The sequence below is a fragment of the Rhodococcus wratislaviensis genome (assembly GCF_041228765.1).
Taxonomy (GTDB): domain Bacteria; phylum Actinomycetota; class Actinomycetes; order Mycobacteriales; family Mycobacteriaceae; genus Rhodococcus_F; species Rhodococcus_F wratislaviensis.
This window is the reverse complement of record NZ_CP150489.1, coordinates 398604-414588: the sequence shown is the minus strand read 5'-3', so window position 1 is coordinate 414588 and position 15985 is coordinate 398604. Positions and strand designations below refer to the sequence as shown.

The following is a 15985-nucleotide window of genomic DNA, read 5'->3' as shown; positions in this document are numbered from 1 at the left end:
GGGTCGGCGCGTTGCCTCGGGCGCCTGAAGCTATCGATCGACGGTTGAGAGATCAATCGGAGTTGAGACCCCACGACTTGCCGACAAGCACGTGGATGCTGGACAGCGTGACGGCAGGAATCCGATTCCGCCGCGCGATCTGAAAGGCCTCGTGCATCGTCGCCATTTCCGTGTCCCGGGAGGGTGAAGTCAGCTCACAGTGCACGGCAGCGGGGACATTCGTCGCTTCACGAGTGAGGGCGAGAGCACCAGTTCTGAGTGATTCAGGTTGACGGCCCGCGAGGTCACTGATCAGGACAGGCAATAAATGCCCTGGTCGGCGCAGATCCGCTGACGTGCTGTTCGGTGACGCAATCACGCGTGCGGTGCGTGCCCGATCAGCAGCCGAGATACCCGTCGAAACCCCGGTGGTCGCATCGACTCCAACTCCGGAAAATTCCCCTTGCACGGTCGGCGTGTCGTTGAGATCGATGCCCGCCATGATGGGGATCTGCAGTCGGCGGGCGATCCCGTAGTCGACGCCGATTTCGACGAAGCCCGAGCCGAGTCGTATGAGCGTCGCCATTCGGGTGGTGGTGATTGTGCGTGCCGCAGCGACGATTGTGGCTGCGCCAGTCGGAGAGAGATCATCGATGAGCACCACACATTCCTCGCCGGCAAGGGCACAGAGAGCCCGATCAACCGTGTCGGCTTCCGCAGAGGGTTTGATATCGGCGTTGCTCAGAATCATGTTGGGCTCCTGTACAGATGTGAGGACAGAGGGCATGGTTGGCAGCTGTCGGCACTTGAACAAGCAGCGAACGGAGCGCACGTAAGACCTTCGCGACCGACGCGTCTGGCGCGCATAACTTCGTAACCCGAGTTATCAGTGCCCGACTTGTGCGCCTCCTCTGTTGTACAGCGAGGCTAAGGCCGTGATCGTGCCAGGACTGTTTCATTCTGGGCCACCGAGGCGCAGTGTCCGCAAACGCCCTGCCGGTTGGGGTGTTTCCTGGCAACGAACAGTGTGCGCCCGCGCGATGCAGCCACGGCGGGCCCCTACTGCGGGCATCGATCACGATTTGGCGAACAGGCCAGCCACGCTCTCTGGATGTTGGCGCTAGGGCCGGCCGTTCGGTCTGCCGTCGGCTATCGGAACGCGCTTCTCCCGGCAGGAAACACCGACCAGCAGGTTTGCGTTGTCATGCGCGCTGTAACCAGTTGTACCAAGTTGAGACACTTTGCGATGAGCCCCTTCCAACGACCGACGCCTGTTCCTATCGTGATTCTCGTCACGGGGAGCACCCGCTCCTAACAGCAAGGGGATATGAGATGACAGGTCGAGTTGGTGGGAAAGTAGCCCTGATCACGGGGGCCGCGCGTGGGCAGGGGCGAAGTCACGCGATTCGCCTAGCTCAGGAGGGCGCCGATATCATCGCAATCGATATCTGCGACGACATCAAGTCTGTTCCGTACGCCGGAGCCAGTGAGGACGATCTAGCATTAACGGTGAAGCAGGTCGAAGCCGCCGGTGGTCGCATCTTGACCAAAGTCTGCGATATTCGGAATCTTGCTGCGCTCGAAGAAATCGCGGCAGAGGGGGTAGCCACGTTCGGCAAGATCGACGTGCTCGTCGCCAACGCCGGAATCTTCGGCTTCGGACCCGCGTGGGAACTCGATGAGCAGACGTGGCAGACCATGATCGACGTCAACCTCACCGGCACGTGGAAGACGACCCGAGCCGTGATCCCCCACATGCTCGAGCAGGGATCCGGGGGATCGATCATCCTGACGAGCGCCGGCGCTGGACTCATCGGTCTACCGAACGGGGTGCACTACGCTTCCGCGAAGCACGGCGTGACGGGGCTGATGCGCACCTTGGCGATCGAGTTGGCGCCACATCAGATTCGATGCAACTCGGTGCATACGACGACTGTAGATACGCCCATGGTGAACAACCAGGCGGTCTATTCCTTGTTTATGGGCGGGAATCTCGATGTAACGCGTGCTGACGCAGAGCAGAACATGAAGGCTATCAATGCCCTTCCTGTTCCGTGGCTCGAACCCGCGGACGTCAGCAATGCGGTCCTCTATCTCGCCTCCGAGGAATCCAGATATGTCACAGGGGCCACACACGTCGTGGATGCCGGCAACAGCTCGGCCTTCAAAATTCCCCACCTCCAAGCGTAAATCTGCCGCGGGCACCTCTGACATCCTCGACTGCCTCGAACCATAGTGCGCTGGCACCGTCCGCAACAGTCACCTCACTCGCGCGAAGAACGCTCGCCCCAGCTCTTCCGGCGAATGTTCCGAATCTCGGATGCCTGAAGTAGGCATCGACGGACGCAGGCCCGCTCGGCGGGTTCGACAAACATAACCGTGTGTGCCAGTTACGCCGCGTCCAATCTGACGAGCGACAACAGTTCATCGACCGTCCGGCATTCTCGAGCGCGGCGGACACGGCCCGTTTACCGGCCACATCGAAAACAAGCTTGGGTGCACTCATTTCCCTTCGCGGGCACCCAGAGAACACCGAGAACCCGAACACAATAGGAGAAGAACATGGCAAGCAATGCGAACGAACGAGTTTCGGAGTACAAGGCACTGGGAATTCCGGCTGGTACCTTGCCTGGCTCCGTGTTGGTCGACACCAATGAAATGAAATGGACGCCCTTTCCCGGTGCCGATGCCGGTGAATTCCTGCTCTTGAGCCTCGACCCCGCTAACGGGGGCTGGACTGGGATCGTGCGGTTCCCCCCTGGGATCAGGATTCAGATGCATCTCCACGCCGGCGGCGTCGACGTCTACAACCTCAGCGGTCACTGGACGTACGACGGTGGTGATATGAAGCCGGGCTCCTACTTCTATGAGCCCGCCGGCATCATCCACGAGCCAGACATCGAAGATGACGTCACGATGTTTGTCGTCGTGCGTGGCATCTCCATGTACTTCGGGGATGACGGTCATGTGTCGTCCTGGCTCGACTCTCACATGCTGTACACGTTGTGCAAGGCAAACGGCGCAGCAGAACACCTCAAGCACTACGACGGCCTGATGACCGAGCGCGCCCTGCCCAGCGCGTAGAGATTGATGTAAACCTCGGGGTGGCATCGTTTTCGCTTTCTACCCCTGTCGTGATCGCTGACTCGGCGATTGAGAAGCCGCCGAGTCAGCGATCACCCTCCCGTCGCTACAGACCGGCGTTTGACTTGCAACCCTGACCGGCAGAGCGAAAATGTTTGGGCCCTCTATACTTTCGAGGCACGGATACTTATGAACTCGCGTGAATATCGCCTACTACGTCAGAGACGCCGCACTGCCGGGATCGAAGCGGACCGCAAGCGCCACCATCCTGATACCGAGGCGGAGCACGTCATCGAGTTCGCCCGGAGGTGGGCACCGTACGGGGGCGCTTCAGAGGAAGAAATTTTCGTGCACTTCGGAATGTCACGGTACCGGTTCGTCGAGCGACTTTGGCAGGTCATCGCCGAATCGCGATTCGCCGAAAACGAGATATTCAGATTAACGAGTGCATATTCTCACCGATCGCTGACCGGATACGCTGGGGACACCCAAGATTAATGCACTTCTCAAGCTTGCGAAAAGCACTCGGAGCGAGGTTAACATCGGCAGGAATAAATCGGACAGGCGGATTGCGGCGACGCAAGGTAACGATAAAGAAATTCTCAACTTTGCGAGGCCCCGCCCGGTCGATAATATCGACCACCGGGCGGCCGCACTGTGACAACAGTTTTCAAATCCGCGACGCAATAGTGAGCGATCACGGGGATCCACGGCCATACGGCGCGGACCGTGTACAGGTGATCGCGGTGTACGCGGCTGTCCAACGCCCTCCGATGGACCTCAGCGACGGTGGCGTTCGACCTCACCTGGTCCGCCCGTACGACACGAGAGGCCGGACAATCACCCACAGCAGCGCGCGTCCCATTATCCAGCCGACAAATCCCAAAGCGATTGCCGTAATCGCTCGGAATATTCATGATCGGCCTCGTCTGCGGATTCGCGCCCTTCAGTCACTATACTCCATAATCGTTCGGATTGATTCGAACTGTTCAGCGGTCATACCGCGATCCATTATTTCAAATTCGATATGCCACACCATCATATTAGGTATTGGACTGATCTCGCTCTCCGCGCGATAGTTATGTCATGCACATTATTAACGTTGAGTTCGTGTCATGAGTCTTCCTCTCGACGGAATCACCGTCATCGCCCTTGAACAGGCAGTGGCTGCGCCGCTGGCCACGCGCAACCTCGCAGATCTCGGCGCTCGGGTGATTAAGGTCGAACGCGTCGACGGCGGTGACCTCGCCCGTGGCTACGACCATGTCGTCCACGGCACCGGTGCACACTTCGTGTGGCTTAACCGAGGGAAAGAATCAATCGCAGTCGATGTCAAGAGCCCCGCCGGGCGCTCAGTTGTCCGGCACCTTATCGACGGTGCCGACGTCTTCGTACAGAACCTCGCTCCTGGGGCTGTCGAGCGACTCGGACTCGGAGCACATGAGCTACGGGTGGACCACCCGGAATTGGTCGTGGTAAATCTGTCCGGGTACGGGACCGGCGGGCCGATGGAACTGCGTAAGGCGTACGACCTGCTTATTCAGGCCGAGGCCGGTTTGATCTCGATTACCGGCACACCTGAGACTCCGGTGAAGACGGGGATCCCGACGGCGGACATCGCATCTGGTGTCACCGCCTCGCAGGCCGTCATAGCGGCTCTATTGCGTCGATGGCGTACCGGAGAAGGCGCGACGATCGAGGTCTCGATGCTGGAGGCGACCGTCGAGTGGATGGGCCATTCCTTGTATACCCAACTGCATACCGGAACCCAACCTCCTCGAATGGGGCTGAGCCACAGTTCGATCGCGCCCTATGATGTTTTTCCTACGCGTGACGGCGAGATGTTGATAGGTATCCAGAGCGATCGCGGTTGGCGCACGCTGGTGACTGAGGTCCTTGGTATCCCGCAGTTGGCCGACGACCCACGGTTCGTCACCAATGTTCAGCGGGTGCGGAACCGCGCCGAGTGCGACGCCCTCGTTGCTGCTCAGACGGCCAGCTGGCGCACCGACGAACTTGACACCAAACTCTCCACCGCTGGCATTCCAGCAGCACAGATCAAGCGACTCGAGCAAGTCGCCGATCATCCGCAACTGCAGGCGCGGGATCGGTGGCGCACTATCCGGATCGAAAACGCAACGGTTGAAGCCCTCCTGCCACCCGCGACGTTCGCCGACATCGAAGCACCTATGGGTGACGTCCCGGCGCTCGGCCAGCATACGCACACTCTGCTCAGCGAATCGGGGCTCGATGCCGACGTCGTCGATGAACTCATCGCCGCCGGCATCGCACTTCAGGCCGAGGCGTTCCATCCCACCTCGCCCCGATAGCGCGGCCGATCGCGTGAGACTTGCGCAAGAACACGAGAGTCGTCGCTCACGATGGAACTTCGCCCGCTGTGCGCCGACCGCGGAATTTTCGTGCCCCCGCCTACCGGCACGAGAAACGGATCGAGGAGTTCCGTCGCGCCCGGGGGTACGGGACGAACATCGCGCGGATGGTGTTGCCGTGTTCGGTGAGTGACAGCCGAATATCGGCCAGCGGGGGCGCGTTCCACGTGCCGCTTGCGGGCACACGGCAGAGATGCGTCCACCACTTCGGGCTTACCGCCGCGGACTTGCTACGTGCCGTCGAAACTCATGCGGCGTGTCCACCGATCCGAGGACAGGGGTGTCGTCCCCGAGCACCGGTAATCACCACTGGAGACGGTGAGCCTCGTCCGCCGCGGGATGGGCCGTACTGGTCGGATCGCGAACCCGACCAGTCGTCCCCTGTCCTGGTGAAATTTCAGCTAACTGCGGTTGCGGTCGCACGCTCCTGCGCGTGCCGCTCGGTGGCCTGGGCGATCGCGTCAGCCTGACGTCGGTCGAGCTCGCTCCAGCGGGAGACCGCGTAGTCCTTGGCCTGAAGGAGGCGGTCGACGCTGCCCTGGAATCGGGGTTTGACGAAATCAGCGAATAGCTCGTAGCTCCTCAACGTGGCTTCGTGGCGTGCCCATTCGTGGTGGATCAGCAAGTAGGAACCGAAGCCGCCTGATTGGTTCTGCAGCCGCTCGATCTGCGCGATTGCGTCGTCAACGGTGCCGATGATTCCTAGCCCGCTTTCGTTGACCCATTCGACTCGCTCTTCGAACGTTTTTCCGGCAGCACGGAAGTGGGGTGCAGCAAGGACGTCCTGGGTGTAGTCGCACCATGCATCGAGGCCGTGGCGGACGTCCTCGATAGCCTGCTCTTTGGTCTCTGCCAGGTGCATCGGACCACATAGACGCCACTTGCTGCGGTCCGGGGAGTGACCGAACTGGGTGCTACGTTCTTCCATGACGTCCCAGTGAAGGCCGAGAGCGTCGAAGCCGCCTTTGGCAGTGGCACCGACCGACATCAGGTGGATACCATTCTTTGCCGCCGTGCGCGGTCCGGTCGGGGATGCGATTGCCGTGATCGCAATCTCGAAGTCGCTGTACGGCGAGTATTGAGTATGGGCATCGACCAGGTTGTATCGGTTGGTCTTGGCGGTGACCTTCTCACCGCGCAGGATGCGCATGAGGACATCGACATCTTCTTCGAACGCCGTCCGCTGCTCTTCCAGGCTGATTCCAATCATGGTGGCGTCGGTCGGTAGGGCGCCTGGACCCAGACCGAGCATGAACCGGCCGCGGAGCAACCGGTCGAGGAAGAGCGCACGGTCGGCGACCCAGAGCGGGTTGTGGTAGGGCAGAGAGAGCACACCCGTACCGAGCTTGATGTGCTTGGTCTGCGGTGCGACCCATGCGAGGAAGGACATCGGATCAGGGATCAGCTCATGGCCGGCGGAGTGGTGCTCCCCGACCCACGCTTCATCGAAGCCGAGCCGGTCCATATGCTGGATGACTTGGAGATCCCTTTCGTATGCCGCGGTTGGGTCCTGACCGACCGGGCAGTGAAAGGGAGCCATGAAGGTTCCAAACTTGAGAGTCATTGACCAGTCCTTCGTGTATGAGGTGCGAGTTGCAGCGGCCCCTGTTGATGCCGCTTGGTGTGGACTTTCACACGGACGTGGTCGGGGTGGTTGTGCGACTTTGGGACGCTCTCCAGTGTCCCAAGAGTGAACAGTCATGCGGACCGAAGACGGGTTTAATGCGGCCATGACTACACAGCCCGTACCCGAGAGCATTGCCTCTCCCCCGATACCCGATCAGGTTTCACACACCAACCAGTCCGAGGCGCAGGTCTCGCCGGCAAGGCTGCGCCAGGTCGTTCACCCCGTCGACGACGTGCCCGCGGCCGTCTCGTTCTACACTGCCGTGTTGGGAGTTCCGACGCGGTTCGTCGATGGCAACCGCTATGCGGCCCTCGACGCTGGACCGGTCACTCTTGCGCTCGCCGCAGACACCGAGGACATTGCCGGGATCGCCGCGGCGGCGTTCAAGGTTGACGATATCGACTCTTTCGTCGATCGGCTGATCGCAGCCGGTGGTCATGTGATCCAACTGCCGACCGACGGTCCGCACGAGCGGCGCGTCGTCGGTAGCGACCCATGGGGAAATCGGGTGATCGCATATGCCGCACTCTGACTCGCCCCCCACAACCGGAGTTCACCACTTCTCTCCGACCGTCTCCGACGTGGAGGCATCTGCTGACTGGTACTGCCGAGTCTTCGGGCTCGAGCGACTCACCAGAGTCGCTCCCCACCATGACGACGAGGAGGGCGGCTACGCGGTGTTGTTGACCGATCCACGCACTGGCTTCCTCATCGGGCTGCACCATCACGAAGCTGTCATCGCAGGCAACTTTGACGAGCGGCGGGTCGGGCTCGATCACATCGCGTGGGGTGTTCCCGAGCGCCGTGACCTCGACAGCTGGGCAGCATGGCTGAGTGAGCTAGGTGTTCTGCACTCCGGTGTGATCGATAAGGACAGTGCGCGCCCTTACTCCGTAATCGTCTTTCGCGATCCGGACAACATCCAGCTGGAGTTGTTCCACAGGTCCTGACGGACCGGGCCGCCACTAGGATCTCAAACTCCGTCGTCGCGGGTCGGAGTCGGGCCCGGTGCCGAGGATGTTCCGGGCAGTGCACAGACCAATTATCGACGACCCGCGAACAGGGCTCCAGATCTCGGACCGGCAACCGTACGAGCGCAAGGTCGGCTACACCGACGGCAACCTGCTCGAGCGCCGTGTAGACGCGTAGGTCTGCGTTCGACTGCGAATTCGATCCCCCGGTACGCAGTACGAAACCGCCGCGGCAAAAATGGGCAGCACTCTTTGACTCGACGCCCCGGGAAGCCGATCCGCACATAGCCTTCCTCACCCGGGCGATGGCGCTTGCGACCCGCCGGGCGTACTCAACTTCGTCGAGGCCCGCCGCGCAGAGGGTTGGAGTCGAAGGCCAAGCATCAGTGAGCAGGCCTCTGCGAGTACTCCGCTCGAACAGCGCAGGCCGATCTCCGTTTCCAATCCGCGGATCCGGTTACTCAACGACGGCTGGGCGAGGTGCAGGCGCTCGGCGGCACGCCCGAAGTGCATCTCCTCGGCCACCGCAACGACGGCCTCCATTCACGTACTTCTATCCCATGATTATTACGAAGCACATATCAATACGTATCGAATTGGAATTGGACCGCGAATGCGGATCGTGATTGTGTGAAGCGACACACCTTACAATGTGTGGGCGAGCACAGCAGGAGGTGCGAGAACGGTGATCGACGCGTATTGTGACCGCCCCGCTGAGAAGGACCCGGGCTCGTGCATGGTGAGAAACGAGATACTCGAGTCGTGGCGCCGTTCCAAACTCAGCGGTGTCGACCCGGACCATGTTCGCAGCGTGGAAGGCGACGTGAGTCTCGACAGGCGCATCACCCGAACTGCGATTCCAGTCCTGACCTCCACCGCTGAAGCCCTGGTCGGCGCCAATACCAGCCTGCTGCTCAGTGCACCGGATGGAACACTGCTGTGGCGGTGGGATGACGACGGTCGACTGAAGAAGAGGCTCGATCGTCGCAACGTCTTTATCGGTACTCGTATGTCGGAGGACGTCGTCGGCACCAATGGGATCGGTACCGCGCTCGAGACTGCACGGGCTGTCACCATCAACGGCGTCGAGCACTTCAGTGAGGCTCTACGTGACTTCACGTGTGCGGGTTCCCCCATCCGCCACCCCGTGACAAACCGGGTGACCGGCGTTCTCAGCGTCACAAGCCTCGTCGAGGACGCAAGTCCGTTGATGGCACCCACCCTCCTGCGGTTGGCGCGCGACATCCAGGACGAGCTCTACGGCGAGAGCACGATGCACGAGCGTCAGATGCTGCGACACTTCCTCGCGGAGCGACGGCGTACTCGTAGCTCGGTCGTCGCTCTCAGTGCCGATGTCGTCATTGCAAACGCAATCGCCACCGCAATGGACCTCGACCATTCGGCACTCTGGCAGCGAATCCAGGACGCTCCCCACGACATCATCGGCGTCGAGATCGCGCCCGGCACCCTTGTCACTGTGTGCCGTCCCGTGCACAGAGGCGGGAACCTGGTCGGGGTTGTGGTTGTCGCCGAACAGACCCCCAGCGTCGAGGGTGCCGGCGTGTCAGCGAAACGCGCTCGCGACGGCGCACGCGTGCCGTTGCCCCGGGAGCGGCCATGGCCTCGCCTATTGTCGGACTTGCGTGCAATCGCGAACAACACCGACCGCCTACTAGTAGTAGGGGAAGACGGCGTCGGCAAGCGCACAGCGTTACGCGCAGCGGCCAACGACTCCGACCGCGGATATCGAGAAATCGACTGTGTGACAGTGGAAGAAATCGGTCGAGAGGGCTGGCTCTGCCAGGCTCGTGCCCTCGTCGAGCACTCCGAAGAGCTGGTCGTGTTTGCGCACCTCGACGGCCTCGATCAGAGCACCTGTCGTGCGCTCGCCGCGATACTCGACCGCGCTGATCGCGGCACCGACGCAAACTTGCAGATTGCGGCAACGCTCTCCGCGACGGCCCACCAGGGTGGAGCGCTTCCGCGTGTCATCCTCGACCAGTTTCCGCCCCACATCTTTGAAGTGCCACCGCTCCGCAAACGCACCGACGACGCCCTCGCACGCCTCGTCGACCAAGGATTAGGAATGCCGGCTCTCTCACGCGAGGTGATCCAGATGATCCAGCGCCATCCCTGGCCTGGTAACCACCGTCAGCTTGAGGCCTTCCGCCGCTGGATGGCACGGCAAGGGCGACCCACGATCGTCGCATCCGATTTACCGATCCTCTGGCGCAACGAACTGATACGCGGGCACCTCACCACCATGCAGAGCGCCGAGTACGACGCGATCGCGGCTGCGCTACGCGAACACGCCGGAAACAAAGCGGCGACGGCTACCGCACTAGGTATCTCGCGATCTTCGCTCTATCGGAAGATGCGTGAGTACTGCATTCGCTGAACCGGCACGCCTCACGGTACGGCGCGAAGATGTGGGGCCCGACAACGGCCGCATCGCTTGCGACTGTGCCATATCGAGACATCCAAACAACCCAACCGCGTGCGAAATTGACCGGGTTAGGCAAGCACAAAGGGTGGCACCGAGGATAGCGGACTTCAAGTTCAGTACGGCGCAGCTCCTTTACCGTGAGCTGCCCTGCGCGGCTGGAGCCGCCGGCGTCGCGTGAGCGCGCTCGGCACCTGAGAATCAGGAAGGAAGAAGATGGTCCGCATCCAGCAAAAGTCGGGAACGAAGCAGTTGCGCAAAGCATTCGGCGCATTCCCCTCGGGAGTAGCAGCCCTTTGCGCGCGAATCGACCAGGTACCAGTCGGCATGGCGGCAAGCTCGTTCACCTCCGTGTCCGTGGATCCACCCCTGGTTTCGGTGTGTATTCAGAAGACGTCGACGACGTGGCCGCTGCTGCGCGGACGGCACCGCCTGGGCCTCAGCATCCTGTCGCAGTGGCACGACGTCGCGTGCCGCCAACTCGCGAGCAAGGAAGGTGATCGGTTTGCCGGTGTGGAGTGGGATGCCAGTGAACACGACAGCATCTTCATTCGACGCTCCAGCGCCTGGATGGAGGTTTCCCTATACGACGAAGTTGAGGCCGGTGACCACACCATCGCTCTTCTCGAGGTCCACGGGATCGACACAGCACCTGACACACCTCCGCTGATCTTTCATGCCAGCAAATTCCGCCAGATCGCACTAACGCGTGATGAGGAGCTCCGACTTCACGCCCACCAGTGGTGAACACCTCTCGCACGTGAAGCCGGCTTTCTCGCTGGCCAGTCATCTCCCAACCAGAGGACCCTTAGATGTATGCAACCATCGACCCCACCACCGGTGGTGTCGTCCAGAAGTTTCCCACCCTGACCGCTGCAGAGACAACGGATGCCCTCACATCCTCAGCGAGAGCGTACCGAGAATGGTCACGGACGGCGCCAGCCGACCGGGCAGAGGTACTCCGCCGCATGGCCGAGCTGCATCGGGCCAACATCGAAGAACTCGCCGCGACTGCCACACTCGAAATGGGTAAGCCCATCACTCAAGCACGGGCCGAAGTCGAACTCGCGGCATCGATCTACGAGTACTACGCAACCGTATGGCCCTCGCTACTCGAGGACGAAGTACTCGATATCTCAGGAACCGGTCGAGCCCTGGTCAAAACCGAAGCGATCGGGCCGCTACTCGGCATCATGCCGTGGAATTTCCCCTTCTATCAGGTCGCACGTTTTGTGGCCCCGAATCTACTTCTAGGCAACACCATCTTGCTCAAGCACGCACCGAACTGTCCCCAGGCCGCTCTCGCCATCGAGGCAATCGCCACCCAATCCGGCGCCCCAACCAATGTGTACCGCAACCTCTTCGCGACGCACGAGCAGGTCGCAACGATGATCGCCAGCCCCCTCCTCCAGGGAATCTCGCTCACTGGCTCTGAGCGAGCAGGACGAGCCGTCGGCGCACTCGCGGGCCAGAACCTGAAGAAGTGCGTGCTCGAACTCGGCGGGTCCGACCCCCTCCTCGTGCTGCCCGAAGCAGACCTCGATCGTGCGGCCCCCGCAGCCGCGAACGGCCGGTTCTGGAACGCTGGCCAGGTATGCACATCGTCGAAACGCGCAATCATCACCGAACCTGTATGGAGCGAATTCGTTTCCCGGTTCCTTAAGGAGGCCGCCACATGGTCAATCGGTGACCCTAGAGCCGACGAAACCCGCCTCGGTCCCCTCGCCTCCGTCGCTGCACGAGACGAAGTCGCCGCCCAGGTAGCCGACGCAATCGACAAGGGCGCTGCCCTCCATCTCGGAGGCGAGATCCCCTCCGGCTCCGGCGCCTACTACCCGGCTACCGTGCTTTCCGGCGTCACACCCGAAATGCGCGCGTACCACGAGGAAATCTTCGGACCCGTCGCCGTCCTCTACCGCGTCGAGAACACCGACGCCGCAATCGTCCTAGCGAACAACTCCCCCTTCGGTCTTGGGAGTGCCGTCTTTACCACCGACCAAAATGAGGCAGTGGACACCGCCGACCGTCTCGACGTCGGAATGGTCGGACTTAACATGCTCATCCGCAGTTCTCCCGAGATGCCATTCGGCGGCGTCAAGAACTCGGGATTCGGCCGCGAACTCGGGCGCTTCGGTCTTGACGAATTCGCCAACAAGAAGCTCATCCGCATTCACTGACCAACGACAAAACCATCAGCACCCCCGGATTTTCCGGGCCGCCCTACCGATCTGTGCGATGTGCGCATGGCGCACCGTTATTCCCAGCCGTTGGACGCTGATGGATGTGGGTGTGGGTGGGGTCGATTGCAGTAGGTGTAGTTCGGGGGGCGTTGTCACCGCCGACGCGGTCAGTCGATGTGCGATCGCTGGCATTCGCGGGCGCTCTGGGCGCGGTCTCGGGCATATGCCACAGGACGGGGAGAGCCAGGAGGGCGACGGCGGTGACCATGGCTCCAGGGAGGATCGCCGAACCGCTGTCCTGGACCAGGGTTTGGGCGCCGTACGGGGTGAGGCCACCGAAGATGGTGGTTGCGACGGTGCCGACGGCCAGACCGGACAACCGGCCGGCGACCGGGAGTTGTTCGGGAGTGGCGGAGGCCCCGACGGCGCTCAGGCCGCCGGCGATGCAGGCCAGGGTCACCGCGCCGGTCAGCGCGAGAGCGAGCGAGCCGTGGGCCATGAATCCGAACATGCTCAGCGGCAACGCAACCGCGAGTGCGCCGAGGACGATCAGTGTCGGTCGCCGCCCAAAGCGGTCGGCCAGTGCTCCGGCGATCGGGGTGACCACGACGACGGCCACCGACGCGATCGTCGTCAGCCCGAGTGACCACCGTTCGTCATAGCCGCTCACGGTGGACAGAAAGACGGGCACGTACGTGATGCCGACGTAATAGGTCACCGAGGCCAACGCGGAGATCGCGAACGTTCGATACAGCGCGGGCCGATGAGATCGCAGAATGGAACTGAGCGGGCGCGAAGGCGCCGACCCGGATTTCTGCAGCTGCTCGAAAGCCGGGGACTCCTGCATGACCGACCGAGCGGCCACGGTGCCGGCCGCAAGCATGGCTCCGACCAGGAACGGGATGCGCCAGCCCCACTCCTCCAGCGCGTCACCACTGACGAAGAACACGGTCAGTGCGGAAATCCCGGCGGCGAGCAGACCGCCGATCTCGCTCGCCGCGGCGGCAAGTGACGCCACCAACCCCCGACGGCCCGGAACCGCACCCTCGACGAGGTAGGTCATCACGCCGGTGTACTCCCCGCCCACGGAGAACCCCATGACGCACCGCAACAACAGCAGCAGGACCCCGGCGGTGGGCCCGATCTGCGCCTGGGTGGGTAGCAGCGCGGTCGCGAGCATCGCGGCGGTCATCACGGTCATCGATGCGAGCAGGACAGGGCGTCGGCCGAGTCTGTCACCGAAGTATCCGAACACGAGCGCCCCAACCGGTCGCATCACATAGGCGATCGCGAAGACGGCGAGGGTGGTGAGGATCGATTCCGGTCCGTCGCCGAAGAACACCCGGGAGAGCACCGTGGCCATGAACAAAAAGAGGGTGAAGTCGTACCACTCGACGACGGTCGAGAGGGCCGCGACCACGATCGAGGCCCGCGGGAGTTGATGGTCGGTGGCCGCGTTGCCTGCGGTGGGCGGCCCCTGAGGGTCGGGGGCAGCGGGATTGATCGTCATGAGGATGTGCACTCCGGGGTGTCGAAGAGTCAGGCGCCGAGACAGCGCAGGACAAACGATACCTCGTATCGAGGTATCGCGTTTCGAGGTGTACGGTTGCGACATGCTGGAGTTGGCAATCCTGGGTTTCCTCACCGACGGTCCGTTGCACGGTTACGAGCTGCGCCGCCGCGTCACCCAGTTGTCCGGTTACACCCGCCCGGTCAGCGACGGGAGCCTGTACCCGGCGATCAAACGCCTGGTGCGGCAAGGGCTTCTCGAACAGCGGGTCGAACCGGGCTCCGCGGCGGCCCCACGGCAGGTGCTACACCTGACCGACGACGGCCGTAGCGAACTGCTGCGACGCTTGCGGCAACCGAACGAGCACGAGATCACCGACAACACCAAGTTCATGACCATCCTGGCTTTCCTGTCCCGGTTGCCCGACCCCGCCGCTCGGGCGGCGGTGCTGCGGCGACGCCTCGCGTTCCTCGAGGAACCGGCCAGCTTCTTCTACGACGGCGACCGGCCACTGCGCGCCGAGGAGGTCGGTGACCCCTACCGCCGCGGGATGCTCCGCGTCGCCCGGGCGACCAGTACCGCCGAGCGAGCCTGGCTGCACGAAATCCTTGCCGAACCGGAAATCGATCCCAAGTAGAACGTCCGCCGCAACATCATCGCGTGCGCGTCACTCCTGTGGCGGGCGAGAGAAAGGCCCCCCTGTGCTGGCAGTCTGGTACGACCTGCAAGGCCCGGCCGAGCAGGTGCTGCAATTCGCGAACCTGCCGACACCCGAACCCGGCGCCGGTGAGGTCCGGGTGCGGGTGACTCGTTCCGGGATCAATCCCGGTGACACCAAGAAGCGTCGAGGCTGGCTGGGGTCGTCGATGCCCTTCCCGCGGGTCATCCCGCACAGCGACGGCGCCGGCGTGGTTGACAAGGTGGGTGCGGGTGTCGATTCCGCCCGCATCGGCGAACGGGTCTGGGTGTTCGGTGCGCAGTCCTACCGCGCGTTCGGCACAGCGGCCCAGTTCACGGTTGTCCCTGCCGGCCAGGCCGTGGCCCTTCCCGAGACCGTCGGTGACGATGTCGGTGCCTGCCTGGGTATCCCCGGCATCACCGCCCACCGCGCGGTGTTCGGTGACGGCCCGGTCCGCGGCAGCACAGTCCTGGTGCACGGCGTGCTCGGCGGCGTCGGAAGCCTTGCGGCGCAACTCGCCGCCTGGGGCGGAGCGACCGTCATCGGGACCGTGCGCACACGCGCCGATTCCCAGGCCGCCCACCGCCGCGGAATCGAGCAGGTCGTCGCACTGGATGGCCCCGACCCCGCACGCGAGATCCGCAATCGTGCGCAGGGCGGGGTCGATCGCATTGTCGAGGTCGCGTTCTCCGACAACGTCGACCTCGACGCCGCGGTAGCGAAGAACAACACCGTGATCACCGCCTATGGCACCAGCGAGGACCGACCCAGCTTCCCGTTCTGGCCGATGCTGTTCGACAACATCACCATTCGCTTGCTGGGTAGTGACGATTTCCCGGCCGAGGCTAAAGAACAGGCCGCCACCGACCTGACCGCTGCAGCGGGGGGCGGTGCCCTGTCGATCGCGATCGACGAGCCCCTCCCCCTTGATCAGGCCGCGCGCGCCCACGACCTCGTCGACCGCGGCACCCGCGCCCGCATCCTGCTGGCTATACCGGACTGAACGAATGACACGAACTGCGGGCTAGCCAAGGGATCGGACCGGACGGATCAGTGTCGAAACCACCACTACCACAACACAAACTCCAGCCAGCGTCGACGCCAGGATCGGCGCCAAGCGCA

The 15985-nt window shown here is 62.7% G+C and carries 14 protein-coding genes; 10 read left to right on the top strand and 4 right to left on the bottom strand.

Annotation, left to right across the window (positions count from 1 at the left end; genetic code table 11):
* Window positions 1-52 precede the first annotated feature (52 nt).
* Window positions 53-730, bottom strand: coding sequence for a 3,4-dihydroxy-2-butanone-4-phosphate synthase (locus WKC72_RS40725; RefSeq protein ID WP_370184910.1), 678 nt, complete (start codon window positions 728-730; stop codon window positions 53-55).
* 581 nt (window positions 731-1311) lie between these two features.
* Here WKC72_RS40725 and WKC72_RS40720 point away from each other — a divergent pair.
* The 3 genes from WKC72_RS40720 to WKC72_RS40710 all read left to right on the top strand — a co-directional run bounded on the left by WKC72_RS40720 (window position 1312) and on the right by WKC72_RS40710 (window position 5393).
* Window positions 1312-2169 carry a mycofactocin-coupled SDR family oxidoreductase gene (locus WKC72_RS40720; RefSeq protein ID WP_370184908.1) on the top strand — a complete coding sequence of 286 codons (858 nt, stop codon included), beginning with the start codon at window positions 1312-1314 and terminating at the stop codon, window positions 2167-2169.
* Between the two features lie 372 nt (window positions 2170-2541).
* Window positions 2542-3063: a cupin domain-containing protein gene (locus WKC72_RS40715; protein ID WP_317570366.1), complete on the top strand. Its 522-nt coding sequence runs from the start codon at window positions 2542-2544 to the stop codon at window positions 3061-3063.
* Between the two features lie 1115 nt (window positions 3064-4178).
* On the top strand, window positions 4179-5393 hold the full coding sequence (locus WKC72_RS40710) for a CaiB/BaiF CoA transferase family protein (protein WP_370184905.1): 1215 nt from the start codon (window positions 4179-4181) through the stop codon (window positions 5391-5393).
* A 457-nt stretch (window positions 5394-5850) separates the two neighbouring features.
* Here the strand turns inward: WKC72_RS40710 and WKC72_RS40705 are convergent, their stop codons facing one another.
* On the bottom strand, window positions 5851-7017 hold the full coding sequence (locus WKC72_RS40705; RefSeq protein WP_370184903.1) for an LLM class flavin-dependent oxidoreductase: 1167 nt from the start codon (window positions 7015-7017) through the stop codon (window positions 5851-5853).
* Window positions 7018-7153: 136 nt separating this feature from the next.
* Between WKC72_RS40705 and WKC72_RS40700 the strand changes: the two genes are divergently transcribed.
* Both WKC72_RS40700 and WKC72_RS40695 read left to right on the top strand, forming a co-directional pair.
* Entirely contained in the window at window positions 7154-7612 is a 459-nt protein-coding gene (locus WKC72_RS40700; protein ID WP_370184901.1) for a VOC family protein, read from the top strand.
* A complete protein-coding gene (locus WKC72_RS40695; RefSeq protein ID WP_317570370.1) occupies window positions 7599-8030 on the top strand; it encodes a VOC family protein in 432 nt (143 codons plus the stop codon). Before WKC72_RS40700 ends, WKC72_RS40695 begins: the two co-directional genes overlap by 14 nt.
* A gap of 315 nt (window positions 8031-8345) precedes the next feature.
* Here the strand turns inward: WKC72_RS40695 and WKC72_RS40690 are convergent, their stop codons facing one another.
* Window positions 8346-8594, bottom strand: a complete 249-nt coding sequence (locus WKC72_RS40690) for a LysR family transcriptional regulator (RefSeq protein WP_370184899.1) — start codon at window positions 8592-8594, stop codon at window positions 8346-8348.
* A gap of 142 nt (window positions 8595-8736) precedes the next feature.
* Between WKC72_RS40690 and WKC72_RS40685 the strand changes: the two genes are divergently transcribed.
* The 3 genes from WKC72_RS40685 (at window position 8737) to WKC72_RS40675 (ending at window position 12671) form a co-directional block, all read left to right on the top strand.
* Complete coding sequence (locus WKC72_RS40685; RefSeq protein ID WP_370184897.1) at window positions 8737-10449, top strand: sigma-54-dependent Fis family transcriptional regulator; 1713 nt, start codon at window positions 8737-8739, stop codon at window positions 10447-10449.
* 261 nt (window positions 10450-10710) lie between these two features.
* On the top strand, window positions 10711-11241 hold the full coding sequence (locus WKC72_RS40680; protein WP_370184896.1) for a flavin reductase family protein: 531 nt from the start codon (window positions 10711-10713) through the stop codon (window positions 11239-11241).
* A 65-nt stretch (window positions 11242-11306) separates the two neighbouring features.
* Window positions 11307-12671: an NAD-dependent succinate-semialdehyde dehydrogenase gene (locus WKC72_RS40675; RefSeq protein ID WP_370184894.1), complete on the top strand. Its 1365-nt coding sequence runs from the start codon at window positions 11307-11309 to the stop codon at window positions 12669-12671.
* Window positions 12672-12714: 43 nt separating this feature from the next.
* On the opposite strand, the gene WKC72_RS40670 is transcribed toward WKC72_RS40675, so the two are convergent.
* The gene (locus tag WKC72_RS40670; protein ID WP_370184892.1) at window positions 12715-14184 is read right to left on the bottom strand and encodes an MFS transporter; all 1470 of its coding nucleotides are present in this window, start codon (window positions 14182-14184) and stop codon (window positions 12715-12717) included.
* 103 nt (window positions 14185-14287) lie between these two features.
* On the opposite strand from WKC72_RS40670, the gene WKC72_RS40665 reads away from it, so the two are divergent.
* Entirely contained in the window at window positions 14288-14821 is a 534-nt protein-coding gene (locus WKC72_RS40665; protein ID WP_370184890.1) for a PadR family transcriptional regulator, read from the top strand.
* Window positions 14822-14885: 64 nt separating this feature from the next.
* The gene (locus WKC72_RS40660) at window positions 14886-15866 is read left to right on the top strand and encodes an NADPH:quinone reductase (protein WP_370184888.1); all 981 of its coding nucleotides are present in this window, start codon (window positions 14886-14888) and stop codon (window positions 15864-15866) included.
* Window positions 15867-15985: the final 119 nt, after the last annotated feature.